The sequence below is a fragment of the Kribbella jiaozuonensis genome, assembly GCF_005233875.1.
Classification (GTDB): Bacteria; Actinomycetota; Actinomycetes; order Propionibacteriales; family Kribbellaceae; genus Kribbella; species Kribbella jiaozuonensis.
In genome coordinates this window covers 1-18,665 of the sequence record NZ_SZPZ01000007.1, presented here as the reverse complement: position 1 = coordinate 18,665, position 18,665 = coordinate 1, and the positions used below count along the sequence as shown (strand labels likewise).

The following is an 18,665-nucleotide window of genomic DNA, read 5'->3' as shown; positions in this document are numbered from 1 at the left end:
TGTCGCCGACGCCCCGCGGGAGTACTGGTGAAGAAGCTGGTCGCATCGCTGTCTGCAGGTGCCCTTGTCCTAGGTGGTCTGAGTACGAGCGCCGCTGCGAATCCACCGAAGCCACCGGCGAAGAACCCGACCGCGATCGGGTTCGGGGGAGCGGTGTCCTCGGTCGACGCGGACGCGACGGCTGCCGGGCTCGGCGTACTGCGGCGCGGCGGCAACGCGGTCGACGCCGCGGTCGCAACCGCGGCCGCGCTGGGTGTGACCGAGCCGTACTCCGCCGGCATCGGCGGTGGCGGGTACTTCGTGTACTACAACGCCAAGACCCACAAGGTCTCCACGATCGACGGCCGCGAGACAGCCCCCGCGGCGATGCCGTCGGACGCGTTCATCGACCCGGCGACCGGCAAGCCGTACAACTTCACCCCCGAGCTCGTCACGTCCGGTGTGTCCGTCGGTATCCCCGGCACGCTGGCGACCTGGGACTCCGCGCTGCGCCAATGGGGTTCGCTGTCGCTCGGCAAGGCGCTCACGCCCGCGGCCGACCTGGCCGATCGCGGCTTCGTGGTGGACAGCACGTTCAACCTGCAGACGCAGGAGAACAAGGCCCGCTTCTCGGCGATCGTGCCGACCGCCAAGCTGTTCCTGCCCGGCGGTGACGCGCCGAAGGTCGGCACGGTGTTCAAGAACCCGGAGCTTGCCGACACCTACCGCATGCTCGGCAAGAAAGGGCTCTCGACCTTCTACGGCGGCGCTCTCGGCGCGGAGATGACCGCGGTCGTCAAGAACCCGCCGAAGACCGCGACGACCACACTGCCGGTGATGCCCGGGTACATGACCACCGGCGACCTGAAGCAGTACAAGCCGTTGGACCGGGTCCCGACGCAGGTCCGGTACGACGGCTTGGACGTCTACGGAATGGCTCCGTCATCCTCCGGTGGCACCACGGTCGGCGAGGCGCTCAACATCCTCCAGCCGAAGCACCTCAAGACCCTCAGCACGACGGACTACCTGCACAACTACCTCGAGGCGTCCGCGCTGGCCTTCGCCGACAGAGCGGCGTACGTCGGTGATCCCGCGTTCGTGAACGTGCCGACCAAGGAGCTGACCTCCCGCGGATTCGGCGCCGAGCGTTCCTGCCAGATCGACCCGGACAAGGCGGCGGTGAAGCCGGTTCCGGCCGGATCGCCGGACGGCAAGTACGAGAAGTGCGCCAAGGGCGCCGCGACGACGGAACGGCCCGACACCGAGGGCAAGTCGACGACGCACCTGGTCACCGCGGACAAGTGGGGCAACGTCGTCTCGTACACGCTGACGATCGAGCAGACCGGCGGCAGCGGCATCACCGTCCCCGGCCGCGGGTTCATCCTCAACAACGAGCTCACCGACTTCTCCGCGGTCTACGACCCCGCCGACCCGAACCGCATCCAGCCGGGCAAGCGGCCGCGCTCGTCGATCTCCCCGACGATCGTCCTCCGCGGCAGCAAGCCGTACCTCGCCCTCGGCTCACCGGGCGGCTCGACCATCATCACCACCGTCCTGCAAACCCTGACGAACCGCCTCGACCGCGGCATGACCCTCCCCGAGGCGATCGCCGCCCCACGCGCCTCCCAGCGCAACACCGCGTCGGTGACGGCCGAACAATCCTTCATCGACAAGTACGGCACCGCCCTCGCCCCCTACGGCCACACCTTCACCCCAGCCGGCGCGCCCGGATCTTCCGCGGCCGAGATCGGTGCCCTCGAAGGCCTGGAATTCCTCCCCGGCGGCGCAATCCTCGCCGCCGCCGAACCGACCCGCCGCGGCGGCGGATCGGCCGGGGTCGTCAAACAGCTCTGGCCGTAACTTCGGTCGCTTGCGCAGTACTCCGTCGATGCCGTCGGCGGAGTACTGCGACAGCAACGGTCAGCAGGATCATCGCCGGCACGTACTGCCAACCACCGGACAGGACCGGCAGCGCGCCCGAGGCGTTGAACGACGCATGCAGCAGACCGGCCGCGAGCAGGCTGCCACCCGTGTCGATCAGGACCATCCCGATCAGGTAGCGGAAGAACGGCGCGCTCACCAGCAGGATGCCCCAGGTCGCCAGCGCGTCGGACCACGACGTACCCGCCCATCCGTTGGTCTCGAACGCCAGCGGTAGATGGATGATGAAGAACGGTACGGCGGTCAGCAGCGAGCCGATCAACAGCCCATGCCGAGCCATCAGCCTCGTCTGAACGAAGCCGGCCCAGACCGTTTCCTCCCACAGGTTGGCCGTGATCGCGCCGAAGACGAGGAACAGCAGGTATGTCATCACGACCTGAACCCAGCCGCCGTCGACCGATTGCAGGCTGCCGGTGACGACTGCAACGACCACGGTGAGCAGGGGCAGGGCGGCAACCACGATCAGCAGTACGCCGATGCCGATCCGCCAGCGGACCAGTCCCGCGAAGAGCCGTCGTCCCTCCGATCGGCCGCCGGCCAGGAGCGTGGCCCCGCCCAACAGCAGGACGAGCTCCAGAACCTTGGCCGGCATGACGTTCCAGCCGTTCAGCAGGAAGATCGTCTGCGCGACCAATGTGAGACCGACGGCGGGGATCAGCAGAGTGGCGATCGACCGTCTCATGAGATGACCAGCGGAAGCACCGCGCCGACGATGACAAAGCTCGGCAGGGTGTGCGTGATGATTCCGATCCACGTGCTCTGGAAACGACGCGCGGGGTAGGCCTGGGTGATGATTCCGTCGACCACGCTGGACGGCGCGCTCCATGGCTGGTGCAAGTGGTAGACCCCGAACAGGAATCCGTTCACGAAGATGTCACCGCGGCCGAACGCGGTCCGCATCCGTGGCAGGAGGAGTCCGCGGAAGAACAGCTCCTCGGTGAGTGGGGCCAGGAAGACGACCACCACGAACAGCGCGAAGATCGCCCAGTTGCCGTTGAACAAGTGCTCGAGCCGACCGCGGGCGAGTTCGAGCGTGTGCGGGAGATCCCGGGGGACCGGGCCGACAGGCGTGAGCCCTGGCAGAGCGTTGAGGCCGGCTGAAACGACGACGAACGGAATCGTCCACCACCAGAGCTTGCCGCCGATGCGTCCGGTCTTGGGATCCTTCAGGTTCCGCAGCCACAGCGCGTCGCGCACCCGCGCCCACTGCAGCCCCTTCTGCTCCCGCCGGACCAGAATCAGGACCAGGCCGAGCTGCCAGAGCAGTCCGATCAGGAAGCAGATCAACAGCGCTTCGATGAGCGGATCGCGCCCGCCGAGGCGATGGCTGAGCCACGGTGCCCCGATCCAGGCGAGCAGGCCCATCGGTACGGCGGTTGCCGCCCACGCCCCGAGGACCTGGGCCTTCGAGTACTGGCCGACGGACGCGTACCGGTCGGCGGCCGGGCTGGGAGCTTGATCGATCTTCGCGGTGCGGTTCATGGCGGATCCTCCTTGGGACTGGGACATGACGCCACGCTGTCAGCGCGACGACGCCCGAACCATCGAGCTTCCAGGCGTCTTCGGGGTTCGGTTGCCCGTACCAAGCGGTGTGGCCGGCCGTATAGCCGGGCGCTGATCCGCGGAGGAGACTCGCTGCATGGGGAAGACCGTGCTGATCGTCGACGACCACCCGAGCTTCCGGGCCAGCGCTCGCCGCATGCTGGAGGCCGACGGGTACGTCGTCGTGGGCGAGGCCGAGGACGGCGGCGCCGCCTTGCTGGCCGCCCGTCGGCTGCGGCCCGAGCTGGTGTTGCTCGACGTACGACTGCCCGATATCGACGGGTTCGAGGTCGCCAGGTCCATGCTCGATGCCAATGGTCATGCCCCGCAGATCGTGCTCACTTCGAGCCATGACTCCGCCGATCTGGGCGACGCGATCGGCGCCAGCGGTGCGCGCGGCTTCATCCCCAAAGGAGAGTTGACCGGGAGCGCCCTGGCCGCACTGCTGCGATGAGAAGCCCCAGCCGCAGGCTGATCGCCGCGGCGGTCGCGACCGTTGCGATCGGCATCGGTCTGACTGTGCTGGTGCTCAACTCTCCGCACACTCATGCGACCGGCAGCTTCGCCTCACCCGGCGTCTATGCGTTCTACCTGCTGCTGATCGGCTGGGGCTTCGCCGGCACCGGCCTGTACGCGTGGGCGCGGCGTCCGGGCAACGACATCGGACTGTTGATGGTCGCGACCGGTCTGGCCTGGATGATCCGAGGGCTGGGGGTCTCGGGTGACGGCGTCGTCTTCAGCGTCGGTGAACTCGCAGCACCGCTCTCGTTCGCTCTGCTGGCACATCTGCTGCTCGCCTTCCCGTCGGGCCGGCTCGAGACGACGGCACAGCGACGCCTGGCGGCGTTGGCGTATGTCAACGTGACCGTGCTCCAGCTGGCGGCGTACCTCTTCACCGACACGACAGCGCCGTACTCGGGGTGTGTCGGTTGTCCGCCGAACCCGATCCTGATCGCAAGTTCGAGTACGGCGGCCAGTCTCATCATCGGACTGCAGCTGCTGTGTGCGGTGGTTGTGCTCGTAGGGCTTGTGGTTATGCAAGTACGACGCTGGCGAAGGGCGACACCTGGTCAGCGACGGGCGCTCAGCCCGATCCTGGTGACCGGCGCGTTGACGCTGTTCTTCCTCGCAGCAGCCTTGGTCGGCAGCGGAAGTGGTACAGCGGCAGCGACGGATGCCGCCGACTTCGTCGCACTGTCGCTGTTCGCTTTCGTCCCGTTCGCATTCCTCCTCGGGCTGCTGCGGTCTCGCTTCGGTACGGCGGAAGCCGTCACTCTCGTCGTCAGCAGCCTGGCCGGGCAGGTCGGACGATCGGGATTGCGGGACACGCTGGCCGAGACGCTCGGCGACCCCGGCCTCGAACTCGCCTACTGGGTCCCCGAGATCTCGTCGTACGTCGATTCCGAGGGCCGGCCGGTCGCGCTGCCGGAGACCGGCGAGGGACGGTTCGCGACGAGGATCAGCCACGGCGGCGAGCCATTGGCGGCGGTCGTCCACGATGCCTCGCTGGAGGACGAGCGCAGCCTCGTGCAGACGGTCGGCGCCGCAGTGGCGTTGACCTTGCGGAACGAGCGTCTCGCTGCCGAACTGCGGGTCCGGGTTGCCGAGTTGCGGTCGTCACGCGCCCGCATCGTCGAAGCGGGGGACGAGCAGCGGCGGCGGATCGAGCGGGATCTCCACGACGGTGCCCAGCAGCGATTGATGGCCCTCGGCATCAACCTCCGCCTGGCCCGAGACTTGGTGGCACGCGATCCCGAGGCGGCGAGCGAGCTGCTCGACACCTCGCTGCACGAGCTGGGGGAGGCGACCGCCGAACTGAGGGAGCTGGCCCGCGGCATCCATCCAGCAGTGCTGACGAATCGCGGCCTCGACGCGGCGCTGCGCGGCCTCGCCAGCCGGTCACCGGTCCCGGTCGAGGTGATCGAGACTCCCGCCGACCGGCTGCCGGCGTCGATCGAGTCGGCAGTCTACTTCGTCGTCGCCGAGGCGCTTACCAACGCGGCCCGGTACGCCGCCGCGCGCTGCGTCACGGTGAGTGTGCTGAACCGGAACGGCGTCGTCGAGGTCGACGTGATCGACGACGGAATCGGCGGCGCCGACCCGAAGAACGGCTCGGGCCTGCGTGGCCTGAACGATCGCGTCTCGGCCCTCGACGGCCGGCTCGAGTTGGCGAGTGCCGGCGGCGAAGGCACCGCGGTGAGAGTGAGGTTGCCGTGCGCGTGATCGTCGCCGACGATTCGATCCTGCTCCGCGAGGGGGTGGTGCGGATCCTCGAGGGGAACGGGTTCGAGGTTGTGGGGCAGGCTCGCGACGGCGCCGAGTTGATGCGCGAGGCGAGACTGAGCCGGCCGGATGTCGCGATCATCGATCTCCGGATGCCGCCGTCGTACACCGACGAAGGCCTCCGGGCGGCTCTGGCGATTCGGGCCGAGCTGCCGGGGACCGGGGTGCTGGTGCTCTCGCAGTACCTGGAGGATCAGTACGCGCTGGAACTGCTCGGGGACGACGCTGCGGGCGTCGGGTATCTGCTGAAGGATCGTGTGTCGGATCTGGAGCGGTTCACCGACGCGGTCCGGCGAGTGGGTGAAGGCGGCTCGGCGCTGGACCCGGAGGTCGTCTCGCAGATGCTCGGCCGTCGCCGCGTGAAGGATCCGCTCGCTGCGGTGACCGCCCGCGAACGGGAGGTGCTCGCGCTGATGGCGGAAGGGCGCAGCAACCACGCCATCGCCGGCACGCTGGTGATCTCGGAGCGCGCGGTCGAGAAGCACGTGACGAGCATCTTCGTGAAGCTCGACCTCGCACCCGCGCCCGAGGATCACCGCCGCGTGCTGGCGGTCCTCGCGTTCCTGAGCACTTAAAGCGAGATGATGATCGCGGCGACCAGCGCGACTCGCTCGCTCAGGCTCGTCGCGACGATCTGCTCGTGGACGGCGTGGGCGCCCTTGCCTATTGGGCCGAGGCCGTCGAGGGTCGGGATGCCGAGCCAGCCGGTCAGGTTGGTGTCGGCTGCGCCGGATGCGGCGGCGCCGCCGACCTTCTGACCGATGGAGCGGCCGGCCTCGATCACCTTTGCCAGTAGGTCGTCGGTCGCCGGCGACGGTTGCCAGGCCGGGCGGTTCGACATGACGCGCACTGTGAGCTGAGCGGCTCGGACCGGCTGGAGTTCGGCGACGGCGGCGAGGACGGCTTTCTCGGTTGATGGGTCGACGAAGCGGAAGCCGATGTCGGCCGACGCCGAGCCTGGTACGACGTTCGTCCGGCCGCCGCCTGTGATCGTGCCGACGTTGCACAGCACCTCGTCGTACTGCGCGACGATGCCGCGGACCGCGATCAGCTGGTCGACGAGCTCGTCGATCGCGGAGATCCCGCTGTCCGGGTCGAGTGCGGCGTGTGCCTCGCGGCCGGTGATTTCGATGCGGACGCGGGTACTGCCCCAACGGGAGGTCTTGAGGTCGCCGTTCGGGTGTGGCGGTTCGAGCCCGAAGGCGGCGTATACCCCGGCAGACTCGGCCGTCACCAAGTCGCGAGCAGATGGCGAACCGACCTCCTCGTCGGCGACGACCACGACTCGCACCGGTCGGTGGTCCTGGTCGGCGACCTGTTCCAGGGCGGTTTCGAGGATGACGAGCCCGCCCTTCATGTCGAAGACGCCGGGGCCGTGGATGATGCCGTCCGCCTCGCGCCACGGCATCACGTCCGCGAGCTGTCCAAGAGGCCAGACGGTGTCGTGGTGGGCGAGGAACAGCAGCGGCGCCTCGTCGGCCCTCGGCCCGTGGCCGGGGAAGTCCGCGACCAGATGATCGCCGGTCGGTGTGGGCACGCGGCGTACGCTCGCACCGAGGGCGTCGTACCGCTCGGCGAGGCGGTCGGCGAACGCGTTCAGCGCGGCCGCGTCACCGGTCGGGGTCTCCGCGCCGACGTACTCCTGGAGTCGCTCGATGATCATGGATAGTCAACGTATCATCATCTGATCACCGATTGACGACCTTGAGATCCATGGGATCTACTCAGGATATGAATCGTATCTCTGAGGTGAGCTTCCGTGCGGTCTCGCTCACCACGGCGTCCAGGTTCGCCGAGGCCTCGGAGCTGTACCGCGCGGTCTTCGGCTACCTCGACCCGGCGTACGGGCTGAATCCGCGACTGCTCGGCGCGCTGGCCAGCAACGGCGGGTCGGTGGTCGGCATCCTCGACGAGAGCGACAAGCTGGTCGCGTTCGCCTATGGCTTCTGCGGCACCGATCGGCGCGGTTTCTACCACTACTCGCAGTCCGCCGTGGTCGCGGCCGACCAGCAGGGGCACGGCCTCGGCCGGATGCTCAAGCACGCCCAGCGAGAAGTTGCCCTGAGCCACGGTATGTCGCGGATGCGCTGGACGTACGATCCGAGGCAGGTCCGCAACGCGCACTTCAACCTCGACGTCCTCGGCGCCCGCGGTCGCTGGTTCGCCCCGGACATGTACGGTCCGGGCACCGACCGCGTGATCGTCGAGTGGGACCTGACCCGCGAGCAGCCCGCCGTTCCCGCGAGCATGACCGAGTTGGTGATGCCGACCGACCCGGCCGAGCTGCGTAGCTCGTTCGAAGGTCTGCTGGCGCAAGGGCTCGTCGCTGTTTCGTGCCGCCGCCTTCCGGACGGGACCGGCGCCTACTACTTCGGGCCGGCCGATGCCTGACGATCCACGCAACCGCGAGCTCACCAGCCCCCACGAGCGGTACGACGCCCGCCTGCAACGCCGGTCGTCAACGCTCCTGCAGCGCCGCGTGGTCGAGCAGGAGCGCGCCTCGATCGACGAGGCCCTTGACCAGATCCTGACCGACGAGTCGATCGCGCAGGCAGCGGCCCGGATCGTCGCTGCCCGCCGGCGGTTCATCGTCGGATCGGCGAAGTCGTTCTCGTACGCGTCCTTGCTCGCGTTCGACCTCGGGGCCGGCCTGTCGCAGGTGACGTTGATCGACGGCACCGTCGTCCGCGGGGTCGACGTACTGTCCGACGTCCGGTCCAACGATCTGATGGTCGCGTTCTCCTTCCGCCGCTACCGGCGCGACACGGTCGAGATCGCCAGCCGCTTCGTCGAGGCCGGCGGGGAACTGGTCGCGGTGACGGACTTCGAGGACGCGCCGCTGGCCAAGATCGCCGACCAGAGCATCTATGTCGCGACCGGGAGCGCGTCGTACGTCGACTCGCCGACCGTCGTCGCATCCGTGCTGCACGTGCTCGCGACGCTGACCACCGCGAGTGCGAAGGGCGCGCGGCGACGACTGCTCGAGCGCGACCGGCTGAACACGGAGCTGGGGTTGTATGTCAACTGAACTGAAGATCGTCGCGGCCCGGCTGCATCGGGTCCGGATGCCGCTGGTGCACGAGTTCCAGACCAGCTCGCACCGTAAGGCGTTCCTCGACCACATCCTGGTCGAGCTGGAGGACGCGTCGGGCGCGATCGGCTGGGGCGAGATCGCATCATCCTCCGATCCGTACTACGCACCGGAGACGGTCGAGTCCTGCTGGCACATCGCCTCGCACTATCTCCTGCCCGCGGTCCTGAATCACTCCTGGACCCACCCCGCCGACTTGGCCCGCCGCTGGTCGAAGGTCCGCGGCAACAACTTCGCCAAGGCCGGCGTGGATACCGCCGCCTGGGTCCTGTACGCCGAGGCCAACTCCATGCCCTTGGCAACAGCTCTGGGCGGGAAGCGGACCGAGGTCGTCGCGGGTGTCTCGCTCGGCATCGAACCGACGATCGACGACCTACTGGCCCAGGTTCAGCTGCAGGTCGAAGCCGGCTACCCGAGGGTGAAGCTGAAGATCGCCCCCGGCTGGGATATCGAGCCGGTCCGTGCGGTGCGTACGGCGTACCCGGACCTCGATCTGCATGTCGATGCCAACGGCATCTACACCGCGGGCGACCTGAAACTCTTGCAGGAGCTCGACGAGTTCAGGCTGACAATGATCGAGCAGCCGTTCGCGCCACGCGACCTGCTTACGCACGCCGAGCTGCAGCGCACGATCGAGACACCGGTCTGCCTCGACGAGAGTATCGAGACCGTCGACGACCTGGAGACCGCGCTGGCGCTAGAAGCGCTGCGGGTCCTGAACATCAAGGTGTCCCGGATGGGCGGCCTCACTCCAGCGCGTGAAGCGCACGACCGGGCGCGGGACGAAGGCATCCCCGTCTGGTGCGGCGGTATGCACGAGTTCGGCATCGGCCGGCTCGCGAACGTCGCACTCTCCAGCCTCGGTGGGTTCACCCTCCCATCGGACGTGTCCGCCTCGGAGAAGTACTACGCCCGGGACGTCGTCGAACCCGCCGTCGTCGCCGTCGAAGGGGTCGTACAGGTGCCTGCGGCAACCGGTCTCGGCCATGCCGTGGACCGCGCGCTGATCGAGGCGAACACTGTCGCCCAGCTGTCCCTCGGACCAGAACAGGAGTGATTCGATGCGGGTGGCAATCACCGGCGGTCTGATCGCCGACGGGACCGGTGCCGAACCGACGCCCGGGACCGTACTGGTCGAGGACGACCGCATCACCGCGGTGCTGCCACCTGATGCCGTGCCGTCCGGAGCCGAAGGTATCGATGCCACAGGCAACATTGTCGCACCGGGATTCATCGATCTTCACTCACATGCGGATTTCAGTCTGCGCACAAGTCCGGCCGCCGAGTCCCAGCTCGCGCAGGGCGTGACGACGCTGGTGGCCGGCAACTGCGGCTGGTCGCCGTACCCGATCACCGACCTGGCGACGTTGCAGGCGGGTACGGCGTTCCTCGGGGCGAAGCACGACTGGTCCTGGAACGATCTGGCCGGCTTCGCTGCAACGTTGGAACCAGCGGTGAACCTGGCGCTTCAGGTCGGTCATTGCACGCTGCGGATCGCGGTGATGGGCAACGCACGCCGGGCGCCTTCAACCGACGAACTCCGGCAGATGCAGGACCTGCTCCGAGCAGCTGCCGACCAGGGGGCGGTCGGCTTCTCGACCGGGCTGATCTACGCGCCGGGCGCCTACGCCTCGCCGGAGGAGGTCGCTGCGCTCGTCGCCACCGCGGCCGAGTGCGACCTGCTCTACTCGACCCACATCCGCAACGAAGGCGCCGGCCTGCTCGCCGCGCTGGACGAGGCGATGTCAGCCGCCCGCGCCGGTGGTGCGCGCCTCGACATCTCCCATCTGAAGGCAGTCGGCAAGGCGAACCACGGCCTGGTCTCCGAGGCGCTGGAACTCCTCGACCAGACTGATCTCGATGTCGGCTGGGACGCGTTCCCGTACACCGCCACCAGCACGACCCTGACGACCCGCCTGCCCACCTGGGCTTTGGCGGACGGCGCGCTCCTCGAACGCCTCGCAGACCCGACCGAACGCAAGCGGATCGCCGAGGCCTTGCGCTCCGACAAACTGCTGTCGCCGGACTCGGTCGTCATCGCGTCCCTGCCACCCGGCCGCTACGAGGACAGCCGCGGCCTCAGCCTCACCGAGATCGCCCGGCGCGACGGCGTCGACGCCGCCGAGATCGTCCTCCGCATCCTCGAGAACCACCAGGCCGCCGTCAGCGTGGTCAACCACGCGATCAGCGAGGACGACGTCATCACCGTCCTGCAACACCCGCGTACGGCGATCGCCAGCGACGGCTGGATCATGGACGCAACCGGCCCCGGCCACCCCCATCCTCGCAACTTCGGCACCTTCCCCCGGGTCCTCGGCCACTACGCCCGCGATCTCAGCATCTTCTCCATCGCCGAAGCCGTCCGCCGAATGACCTCGCTGCCCGCCTCCAGGCTCGGCCTCGACGACCGCGGCACGATCAAACCCGGTGCGATCGCCGACCTGGTCGTCCTCAACCCGACCACGATCGCCGACAAGTCGACGTACGACGACCCCTGGCAGCTGTCCGTCGGCGTCGAACACGTGCTGGTCGCGGGCCAACCCGCCCTGTCCAACAGCAAGCCGACCGGCCATCGCCCCGGCCGAGTCATTACTTCTTGAAGCGCTTCGGTTCCTGGGGCAACGGCAGCGGGGCGCCGCCCGGAGCGTCCGCCGAAGTCTCGAGCCAGCCGTCGTGCTCGGCCACTACCCGCTCGACGTCCTGACCACCCGTCAGCTCGACGACCCATGGGTGATCCTCGTCGTCGTCCTCACCGTGGAACCGCCCGCGCCGTACCTCGCCGTCCAGCAGTTCGGCGACGGCCTCCGCGTCCTCCTGCTCCCAGAAGTAGGCGAGCTGCACCGTACGATCTCCTTCATGAGCACGTTTCCCTGGTTGAAGGGTCATGGTACGGAGAACGACTTCGTGATCCTGCCCGATCCCGACGGTTCGGTGCACGGCGAGCTGGAAGCCGGCCTGGTCCGGTTCCTCTGCGACCGCCACGCCGGCCTCGGCGCGGACGGCGTACTGCGGGTGATCCAGGGCGACAAGCAGTCGTACGTCGAGGACGGCGGCGACTGGTTCATGGACTACCGGAATGCGGACGGTTCGATCGCGGAGATGTGCGGGAACGGCGTCCGTGTCTTCGTGAAGTACCTCGCGGACGCGGGCCTGATCGACGACAAGCCCGTCCGTGTCGGCACCCGCGCCGGGATCAAGGCCGTCGCGCAGAACGACGACGGCACGCTGACCGTCGACATGGGCGAGCCGACGCTGCCGGGTCCGGCCGGGATCGTGGTCGAGACCAACGGTCATCAGTGGCCCGCAGTACATGTCGATATGGGCAATCCGCACGCGGTCGCGTTCGTCGACAACTTGGACGAGCCCGGCAACCTCTGCGACCAGCCGACCTGGTCGCCCACCTCGGCCTTTCCCCACGGCGTGAACGTGGAATTCGTCGTACGCCGGGATGCGCACGACGTCCAGATGCGGGTCCATGAGCGTGGATCGGGGGAGACGCGGTCCTGCGGCACCGGCACGTGCGCCGTCACGGTCGCCGCGGCGCGTCAGGCCCGTGACGAGCTCCCGGTGACGTACCGCGTCGGCGTACCGGGCGGTGAAGTGAGCGTGACGTGGCGTGCCGACAACCATCTGGAGCTGACCGGACCGGCCGTTCTGCACGCTCGCGGGGACTTCGATCGGGCCTGGCTGCCCGCCTGAGGGGAATCTCGGTACTGCGTGGGGCGTTGACGTAGGTAAAACGGGTCGCCTCTACTGGAGGCCCGTGCCACCATGGAAGGTATATGACGACCCATTCACACGCATACGACGAGACCACCGACGTCGAACTTGACCTCATCGAGGGCGAGGACTCCGGCGATTCGTTGTCGGGTCACGATGAGTATGACCACGAACTGAGCACCGAGGGCCTCGACCTGGAGGAGCGCCAAGCGCTTCGCCGCGTGGTCGGGATGTCCACCGAGCTGACCGACATCAGCGAGGTCGAGTACCGCAAGCTGCTGCTCGAGCGGGTGCTGCTGGTCGGCGTCTGGACCGAGGGCAGCGCCGAGGACGCGGAGAACTCGCTGGCCGAGCTGAAGCTGCTCGCCGAGACCGCCGGTTCCGAGGTGCTCGACGGCGTGATCCAGCGGCGGAAGAAGCCGGATCCCGCGACATTCATCGGCTCCGGCAAGGTGTCCGACCTGCGCAACCTGGTCGCGTCGCTCGGCGCGGACACGGTGATCGCCGACGGTGAGCTGGCTCCCGCGCAGCTGCGCAACCTGGAGGACAAGCTCAAGGTCAAGGTGGTCGACCGGACCGCGCTGATCCTGGACATCTTCGCGCAGCACGCGAAGAGCAAGGAAGGCAAAGCCCAGGTCGAGCTGGCGCAGCTGCAGTACATGAAGCAGCGCCTGCGTGGTTGGGGTGGCAACCTGTCCCGCCAGGCCGGTGGACGCGTCGGCGCGGCCGGTGGCGGTATCGGTGGCCGTGGTCCCGGTGAAACCAAGATCGAGACCGACCGGCGCCGGATCAACACCAAGATCGCCAAGCTGCGCCGCGACCTGAAGAGCCTCAAGGGCAAGCGTTCGACCCTGCGCCAGGAGCGTCGTCGCAACCTGGTCCCGTCGGTCGCGATCGCTGGTTACACCAACGCCGGCAAGTCCTCGCTACTGAACAAGATCACCGGCGCGGGCGTGCTGGTCGAGGACGCGCTGTTCGCGACGCTGGACCCGACCACCCGTCGTACGACGGCCTCGGACGGGCGCGTGTACACGCTGACCGACACCGTCGGGTTCGTCCGGCACCTGCCGCACGACATCGTCGAGGCGTTCCGCTCGACGCTGGAGGAGGTCGCGGACGCGGACCTGTTGCTGCACGTGGTCGACGGTTCGCACCCCGACCCGCTGGCGCAGATCCAGGCCGTGCGCGAGGTACTGGCCGAGATCAAGGCGGGCGACGTACCGGAGATCATCGTGATCAACAAGGCCGACCTGGCCGATCCGATGGCGCTGGCACCGATCCTGCACCGCGAGCCGCACGCGATCGTGGTGTCGGCCCGCACCGGCGAAGGCATGGACAAGCTCCGCGAACTGATCGAAGGCGGGTTGCCGCAGCCGCACGTCGCCCTCGACGTCCTGCTGCCGTACGACCGCGGCGACCTGGTCTCCCGGATCCACTCCGAGGGCTCGGTCGAGCAGCTCGAGCACACCGCTGAAGGCACCCGCGTGACGGCCCGGGTCCACCCGGCCCTCGCCGGCGACCTGACGCCGTACGCAACAGCCTGATCTACGAAGAACGGCCCCCGGAGACTCCTCCGGGGGCCGTTCTGCGTTGTGTTACTTGCGCTTCGAGACCTGGACCTTCAGCGAGGTGCCGTTCTTCGAAACGACCTTGATGTTGACCCCGTTGTTCGGGACCTTGACGCTGCTCGTCGGCTGGTCCGCGGTCCAGTACGACTTGCTGTCGTTGAACGTCGGGACGGCGTTCTGACCACGGATGTAGCTCGACTGCCCGTTGATGTGCAGGCTGAACGAGTCGGCCTTCTCCAGGCTGAACGGCGCGTCGTACGCCGCGACCCGCGGGCGCCAGATCTGGCCGTCGAGACGGTTGATCGGCGTCGGGTGCGAGTCGATCGGCAGGATCAGACCCTCACCCGGGTGTTCGTTGGTGTTGTTGTCCTCCTGCGAGGTGTCCCAGTACCAGATCAGCAGACCGTCCTGGTACGGGAAGTGCTCGACCTTGTCGGCCAGCGTGCTCGCCCAACCGAAGTTGTACGGGCCCGTCTGCAGGTTCTTGTCGTAGTCGACGTAGTTGATGTTCGACGCCAGGTAGTAGTTGTCGTGCTGGCTCGTGTACGACGAACCGACCGCGCTGAACCCGTTGAGCGTCCAGCCGTCGGGCGACGTCTCCGCGCCGGAGTTCACCACCGTGGTCGAGCCCGACGTCACCTTGATGTCGTCGGCGAAGAAGCCGATCCCGCCGGCCGCCGGGTCGGTGGCGTACCGGAACTGCAGCGTGATCGTCTTACCGGCGTACGACGACAGGTCGAACGTCGCCGGGACCCAGCCGGCGCTCTTGCCGTCGATCCCGTTGCCCTCGGCGGCCTTGGTGATGTTGCCCTGGATCGTCTTGAAGCCGGCGCCGTCGTTCACGTCGACGTACGCGTAGTCACACGCCGTCGTACCGCAGTCCTCGATGTCCCAGTTGGCCTGGAACGTGAGGCTCGCGGGCTGACCGGCCGGGAGCGTGACCTGCCGGCTCATCGTGTGCGTGAAGTTGTTGCCCTGACCGCTCCACCAGTCCTTCGTACCGGCGCTCGGCTGGACGAGTTGATGCTCGACCTGCTTCTTCGGCAGCGTCACCACCAGGCCCTGGGCCTTCTTCGAGTTGTACTCGTGCGGGCCGAGGTCGACGGTGCGGTTCTGGCCGGCGGTCACGATCTCGTAGTCCAGCCAGCCGAGCTGCAGCTTGTCCCACGCGTTGAAGTCGGCCGCCTGCTCGCCGATACCGCCGTCGCTGGGCTTGCTGACGCGGCTCTGGGACATGATCGTCCACCAGTTCACGCCGTTCTCGACGGCTGCACCCGACGTGTCGTACTCGTCCGGCAGACCGAGGTCGTGACCGTACTCGTGCGCGAAGACGCTGATACCGCCGTTCTCCGGCTGGATCGTGTAGTCACCGACGTACATGCCGGTGTCACCGATCTGCGCGCCGCCGTTCGGGTTCGTGGCCGGGCCGCCCGGGAAGCCGGCGAACCAGCGGTGCGACCAGATCGCGTCCTCGCCCTGCCACGGGTCGCCGTCGGCCTGGTCGCCGCCGGCGTGCACGATCTGGAAGTGGTCGATGTAGCCGTCCGGCTCGTTGAAGTTGCCGTCACCGTCGTAGTCGTAGCGGTCCCACTGGTCGAACGACTTCAGGTCCGCGGTGATCTGCGCCTTGGTCCGGCCCTTGGCCTCCTGGTCGGTGACCCACTGGTTGACCGCGTCCTGGATCAGGTTCCAGGTGTTGTTGCAGACGTTGCCGGTGCACGGGTAGCCGTTCGAGCGGCCGTACCGCGCCTCGTTGTACTTGACCTTGACCCAGTCGGTGACCTCGCCGGACACGGAGTACCGGCCGGACGACTGCTTCTCGTAGTACTTCTTCACCGAGTTGCCGTTGCCGAAGTACAGGTCCTGGAAGTGCTTCTGGCTGTAGTCGGCCTGCCAGACGGTCGAGTTGTCGACCGAGCGGTCCGGCTGCGGGATCTGGTTGTGCAGCGGTCCGTCGAAGCGGGCCGGGCCCGGGAACGCCGGTGACGTGTCCTGGTCCGGGTACTTCGGGTCGCGCTCGTTGCCGAACTCCGCGAGTACGACGAAGATCCGGTCGGTCTTCTCCCGGCCGAGCTCGACGTACTGGTCGACCTTGCCCTTGGCGTTCTTGGTGCCCTTGGCACCCGCGGCCTTGGTGCCGACCTTGACGACAGTGCTGCCGTTGCGCTGCTCCGGCGTGGCCTGTCCGTTGATGACCTGGGTCAGGGCCTCCTGCCGCAGCTCGCGACGCTTGTCCTCGAGCGGGCTGGACAACTCGTCCGGCGCCGGCGCGGCCTCGCTGGCGATCGGCGCCGACCCTTGCTTGGGCGGTGTGGCGGCGTTGGTGGCCGAGGCAGCGGCCAAGCCGAGCCCGGTCGTCGCCGCCAAAGCCAGGCTGAAGAGCCCGGCGGGTAGCTTGCGCACGATTCCCCTCCGTGTCTTGGTTACACAGTGTGATCGAAGCTCCCCCGAGCGTGTTTTGCGCGAGAGTACGGGGAAAATCCGCTCAGCTGAAGCAGATCCTGAGGAAAACCTGTGAAGGTGCGGGGAAACCTGCACACCCTGAGTAGAACGGCTCAGGCAGCTGGGCCGCCGTCCTTGGCAGACTGTGCCGCGTGGAGCGCGAGACGGTAGACCTGCTGCAGCCGCTGTGGCGTGCGCTGGTGGTGTTCCGCATCATCACCTGGGGCTTCGCCTGCTTCGGTGTGTGGACTCGGTGGGACGGAATCGTCCGGCCCACCGGCGCACTGCTCCAGCTGGCCGTGATGGGAATCTGGACGCTGATCTCGTCGCTCGGCTACAGCCGGCGGTGGGGCCGCCGCAACACCCGGCTCGCGTTCGCGGACCTGATCATCACGGTCGGCTGCATGTACGCGACCTTGTGGGCGCAGCCGCTGATCGACATCCGAGGTGGAGCTTCGGTGCTGACCTCGGTCTGGGTGGCCGGCCCGGTTCTCGCGCTGGCGATCTCCCGCGGTCGCGACGGCGGGCTGCTCGGCGCGGCGACGATCAGCCTGGCGTTGTTGTCGCTGCGCGGTGTCGACAACGCGTCAAAGATCCTCAGCAACGTGCAGTTGTTGTTGGTCGCCGGTCTGGTCGTCGGGTATGCCGCGTCGACCATGCGGCGGGCGGGGGACCGGCTGCGGTCGGCGATCGCGGCGGAGAGCGCGACGGCTGAGCGGCTGCGGCTCAGTCGCTCGATCCACGACGGCGTACTGCAGGTGCTGGCTCAGGTCCAACGCCGCGGTACTGCGATCGGTGGCGACGCGCTCGAACTCGCTCACTTGGCTGCCGAACAGGAAGTTGCCCTGCGCACGTTGATGTCGACGCGGCCGGCCGTTCTTGCGGACGGGGATCGCGTTGATCTGTGTGGGTTGTTGTTGCCGTTGGCGACGACGAAGGTGGACGTCGTCGTACCGGCTGCGCAAGTACTGTTGCCCGCGGCCACGGCTGATGAACTGGTTGCCGCGGTCAAGGAAGCGCTGAGCAACGTGTCGAAGCATGCTGGTCCGGACGCGCGGTGCTGGGTCGCTGTGGAGGATCTGGGCGAGGAGGTCGTGGTGTCGATCCGCGACGATGGCCTGGGTACGACGCCTGCCCGGCTGGAGCAGGCGCGCGTCGACGGCCACCTGGGCGTCAGCCAGTCGATCCGCGGGCGGATCGCTGACCTGGGCGGGACAGTCGCCGTACGAACCGCGCCGGGCGAAGGAACCGAGTGGGAGTTGAAGGTAGCCGTATGACCAGAGTGATGATCGTCGACGACCATCCGATGTGGCGCGAGGGAGTCGCGCGCGATCTTGGGAGTCGCGGGTACGACGTGTGCGCTACTGCGTCGGATGTTGCCGGCGCGGTGAAGATCGCGCTGGCGACCCGTCCGGATGTGGTGGTGATGGATCTGCAGCTGGGCTCCGGGTCTGGTGTGGACGCGACGCGGGAGATCACTACGGCGTTGCCTGACACACGGGTGTTGGTGCTGTCGGCCAGCGCGGAGCAGGACGACGTACTCGCGGCGGTGAAGAACGGCGCGTCGGGGTATCTGGTGAAGTCTGCGTCGTTGGACGAGTTCGATGACGCGGTACGCCGTACTGCTGAGGGCGATGCGATCTTCAGCGCGGGGCTGGCCGGGTTGTTGCTGGGGGAGTACCGGCGTCTCGGTGCCGGCGGTCCTGATGTTCCACAGTTGACGGACCGCGAAACCGAAGTACTGCGCCTGGTGGCCCGCGGCCTGACCGCCAAACAGATCGCCACCCGCCTGGTCCTCTCCCACCGCACCGTCGAGAACCACGTCCAAAACACCCTCCGCAAACTCCAACTCCACAACCGAGCCGAACTAGTCCGCTACGCCATCGAACACGGCCTGGACGAGTAGCCCCCGCCCGCCCACACAGCCGCTTCCTTCGTCGCTCCGCTCCTCAGCGCGCCCGCTCGGCGCGCCCCCACCCACCCCTGAGGTGTATCGAGGTTGTTGGACAGGTGCTCTGGAGCGAGGAGGATCTGTTTATGACCGAGAAGCGTCGGCGGTTTAGTGCGCAGTTTCGGGCAGAGGCTGTGCAGTTGGTGGT

The 18,665-nt window shown here is 67.8% G+C and carries 17 protein-coding genes; 12 read left to right on the top strand and 5 right to left on the bottom strand.

All coding sequences use genetic code 11. From position 1 onward, the window contains the following. Positions 1 to 27: 27 nt before the first annotated feature. On the top strand, positions 28 to 1,839 hold the full coding sequence (gene ggt / locus FDA38_RS38550; RefSeq protein ID WP_233715184.1) for a gamma-glutamyltransferase: 1,812 nt from the start codon (positions 28 to 30) through the stop codon (positions 1,837 to 1,839). Here ggt and FDA38_RS38545 read toward each other — a convergent pair. Together FDA38_RS38545 and FDA38_RS38540 are read right to left on the bottom strand one after the other, a co-directional pair. Next, positions 1,820 to 2,602, bottom strand: coding sequence for a CPBP family glutamic-type intramembrane protease (locus FDA38_RS38545; RefSeq protein ID WP_137259153.1), 783 nt, complete (start codon positions 2,600 to 2,602; stop codon positions 1,820 to 1,822). The two genes, ggt and FDA38_RS38545, sit on opposite strands and share 20 nt — an antisense overlap. Continuing rightward, positions 2,599 to 3,402 (bottom strand): CPBP family intramembrane glutamic endopeptidase, encoded by an 804-nt coding sequence (locus FDA38_RS38540; RefSeq protein ID WP_137259152.1) that lies wholly within the window; start codon positions 3,400 to 3,402, stop codon positions 2,599 to 2,601. The genes FDA38_RS38545 and FDA38_RS38540 overlap by 4 nt, the downstream gene beginning before the upstream one ends. A 157-nt stretch (positions 3,403 to 3,559) precedes the next feature. Here FDA38_RS38540 and FDA38_RS38535 point away from each other — a divergent pair, with 157 nt between their 5' ends. From FDA38_RS38535 to FDA38_RS38525, 3 genes are read left to right on the top strand one after another with little or no spacing between them, the layout of a single operon-like run. Next, positions 3,560 to 3,916, top strand: a complete 357-nt coding sequence (locus FDA38_RS38535) for a response regulator (protein ID WP_137259151.1) — start codon at positions 3,560 to 3,562, stop codon at positions 3,914 to 3,916. After that, positions 3,913 to 5,685 (top strand): sensor histidine kinase, encoded by a 1,773-nt coding sequence (locus tag FDA38_RS38530; protein WP_137259150.1) that lies wholly within the window; start codon positions 3,913 to 3,915, stop codon positions 5,683 to 5,685. Before FDA38_RS38535 ends, FDA38_RS38530 begins: the two co-directional genes overlap by 4 nt. After that, positions 5,676 to 6,320: a response regulator transcription factor gene (locus tag FDA38_RS38525; RefSeq protein ID WP_137259149.1), complete on the top strand. Its 645-nt coding sequence runs from the start codon at positions 5,676 to 5,678 to the stop codon at positions 6,318 to 6,320. The genes FDA38_RS38530 and FDA38_RS38525 overlap by 10 nt, the downstream gene beginning before the upstream one ends. Here the strand turns inward: FDA38_RS38525 and FDA38_RS38520 are convergent. Beyond that, positions 6,317 to 7,408 (bottom strand): M20/M25/M40 family metallo-hydrolase, encoded by a 1,092-nt coding sequence (locus FDA38_RS38520; protein ID WP_137259148.1) that lies wholly within the window; start codon positions 7,406 to 7,408, stop codon positions 6,317 to 6,319. The genes FDA38_RS38525 and FDA38_RS38520 overlap by 4 nt on opposite strands. 68 nt (positions 7,409 to 7,476) lie before the next feature. Between FDA38_RS38520 and FDA38_RS38515 the strand changes: the two genes are divergently transcribed. From FDA38_RS38515 to FDA38_RS38500, 4 genes are read left to right on the top strand one after another with little or no spacing between them, the layout of a single operon-like run. Continuing rightward, a complete protein-coding gene (locus FDA38_RS38515) occupies positions 7,477 to 8,136 on the top strand; it encodes a GNAT family N-acetyltransferase (RefSeq protein ID WP_137259147.1) in 660 nt (219 codons plus the stop codon). Beyond that, on the top strand, positions 8,129 to 8,773 hold the full coding sequence (locus FDA38_RS38510) for a MurR/RpiR family transcriptional regulator (RefSeq protein WP_137259146.1): 645 nt from the start codon (positions 8,129 to 8,131) through the stop codon (positions 8,771 to 8,773). Before FDA38_RS38515 ends, FDA38_RS38510 begins: the two co-directional genes overlap by 8 nt. Beyond that, a complete protein-coding gene (menC, locus tag FDA38_RS38505; protein WP_170990014.1) occupies positions 8,763 to 9,893 on the top strand; it encodes an o-succinylbenzoate synthase in 1,131 nt (376 codons plus the stop codon). The genes FDA38_RS38510 and menC overlap by 11 nt, the downstream gene beginning before the upstream one ends. A 4-nt stretch (positions 9,894 to 9,897) precedes the next feature. Beyond that, positions 9,898 to 11,436, top strand: coding sequence for an N-acyl-D-amino-acid deacylase family protein (locus FDA38_RS38500; RefSeq protein WP_137259145.1), 1,539 nt, complete (start codon positions 9,898 to 9,900; stop codon positions 11,434 to 11,436). Here the strand turns inward: FDA38_RS38500 and FDA38_RS38495 are convergent. Further along, on the bottom strand, positions 11,426 to 11,677 hold the full coding sequence (locus FDA38_RS38495) for a hypothetical protein (protein ID WP_137259144.1): 252 nt from the start codon (positions 11,675 to 11,677) through the stop codon (positions 11,426 to 11,428). The genes FDA38_RS38500 and FDA38_RS38495 overlap by 11 nt on opposite strands. A 15-nt stretch (positions 11,678 to 11,692) precedes the next feature. Between FDA38_RS38495 and dapF the strand changes: the two genes are divergently transcribed. Next, complete coding sequence (gene dapF, locus FDA38_RS38490) at positions 11,693 to 12,535, top strand: diaminopimelate epimerase (RefSeq protein ID WP_137259143.1); 843 nt, start codon at positions 11,693 to 11,695, stop codon at positions 12,533 to 12,535. A gap of 83 nt (positions 12,536 to 12,618) precedes the next feature. After that, on the top strand, positions 12,619 to 14,100 hold the full coding sequence (hflX, locus tag FDA38_RS38485; RefSeq protein ID WP_137259142.1) for a GTPase HflX: 1,482 nt from the start codon (positions 12,619 to 12,621) through the stop codon (positions 14,098 to 14,100). A 51-nt stretch (positions 14,101 to 14,151) separates the two neighbouring features. Here the strand turns inward: hflX and FDA38_RS38480 are convergent, their stop codons facing one another. After that, the gene (locus FDA38_RS38480; protein WP_137259141.1) at positions 14,152 to 16,527 is read right to left on the bottom strand and encodes an immune inhibitor A domain-containing protein; all 2,376 of its coding nucleotides are present in this window, start codon (positions 16,525 to 16,527) and stop codon (positions 14,152 to 14,154) included. A 191-nt stretch (positions 16,528 to 16,718) separates the two neighbouring features. On the opposite strand from FDA38_RS38480, the gene macS reads away from it, so the two are divergent. Both macS and FDA38_RS38470 read left to right on the top strand, forming a co-directional pair. Next, positions 16,719 to 17,843: a MacS family sensor histidine kinase gene (gene macS / locus FDA38_RS38475; RefSeq protein WP_137259140.1), complete on the top strand. Its 1,125-nt coding sequence runs from the start codon at positions 16,719 to 16,721 to the stop codon at positions 17,841 to 17,843. Continuing rightward, on the top strand, positions 17,840 to 18,472 hold the full coding sequence (locus FDA38_RS38470) for a response regulator (protein ID WP_137259139.1): 633 nt from the start codon (positions 17,840 to 17,842) through the stop codon (positions 18,470 to 18,472). The genes macS and FDA38_RS38470 overlap by 4 nt, the downstream gene beginning before the upstream one ends. Positions 18,473 to 18,665 lie beyond the last annotated feature (193 nt).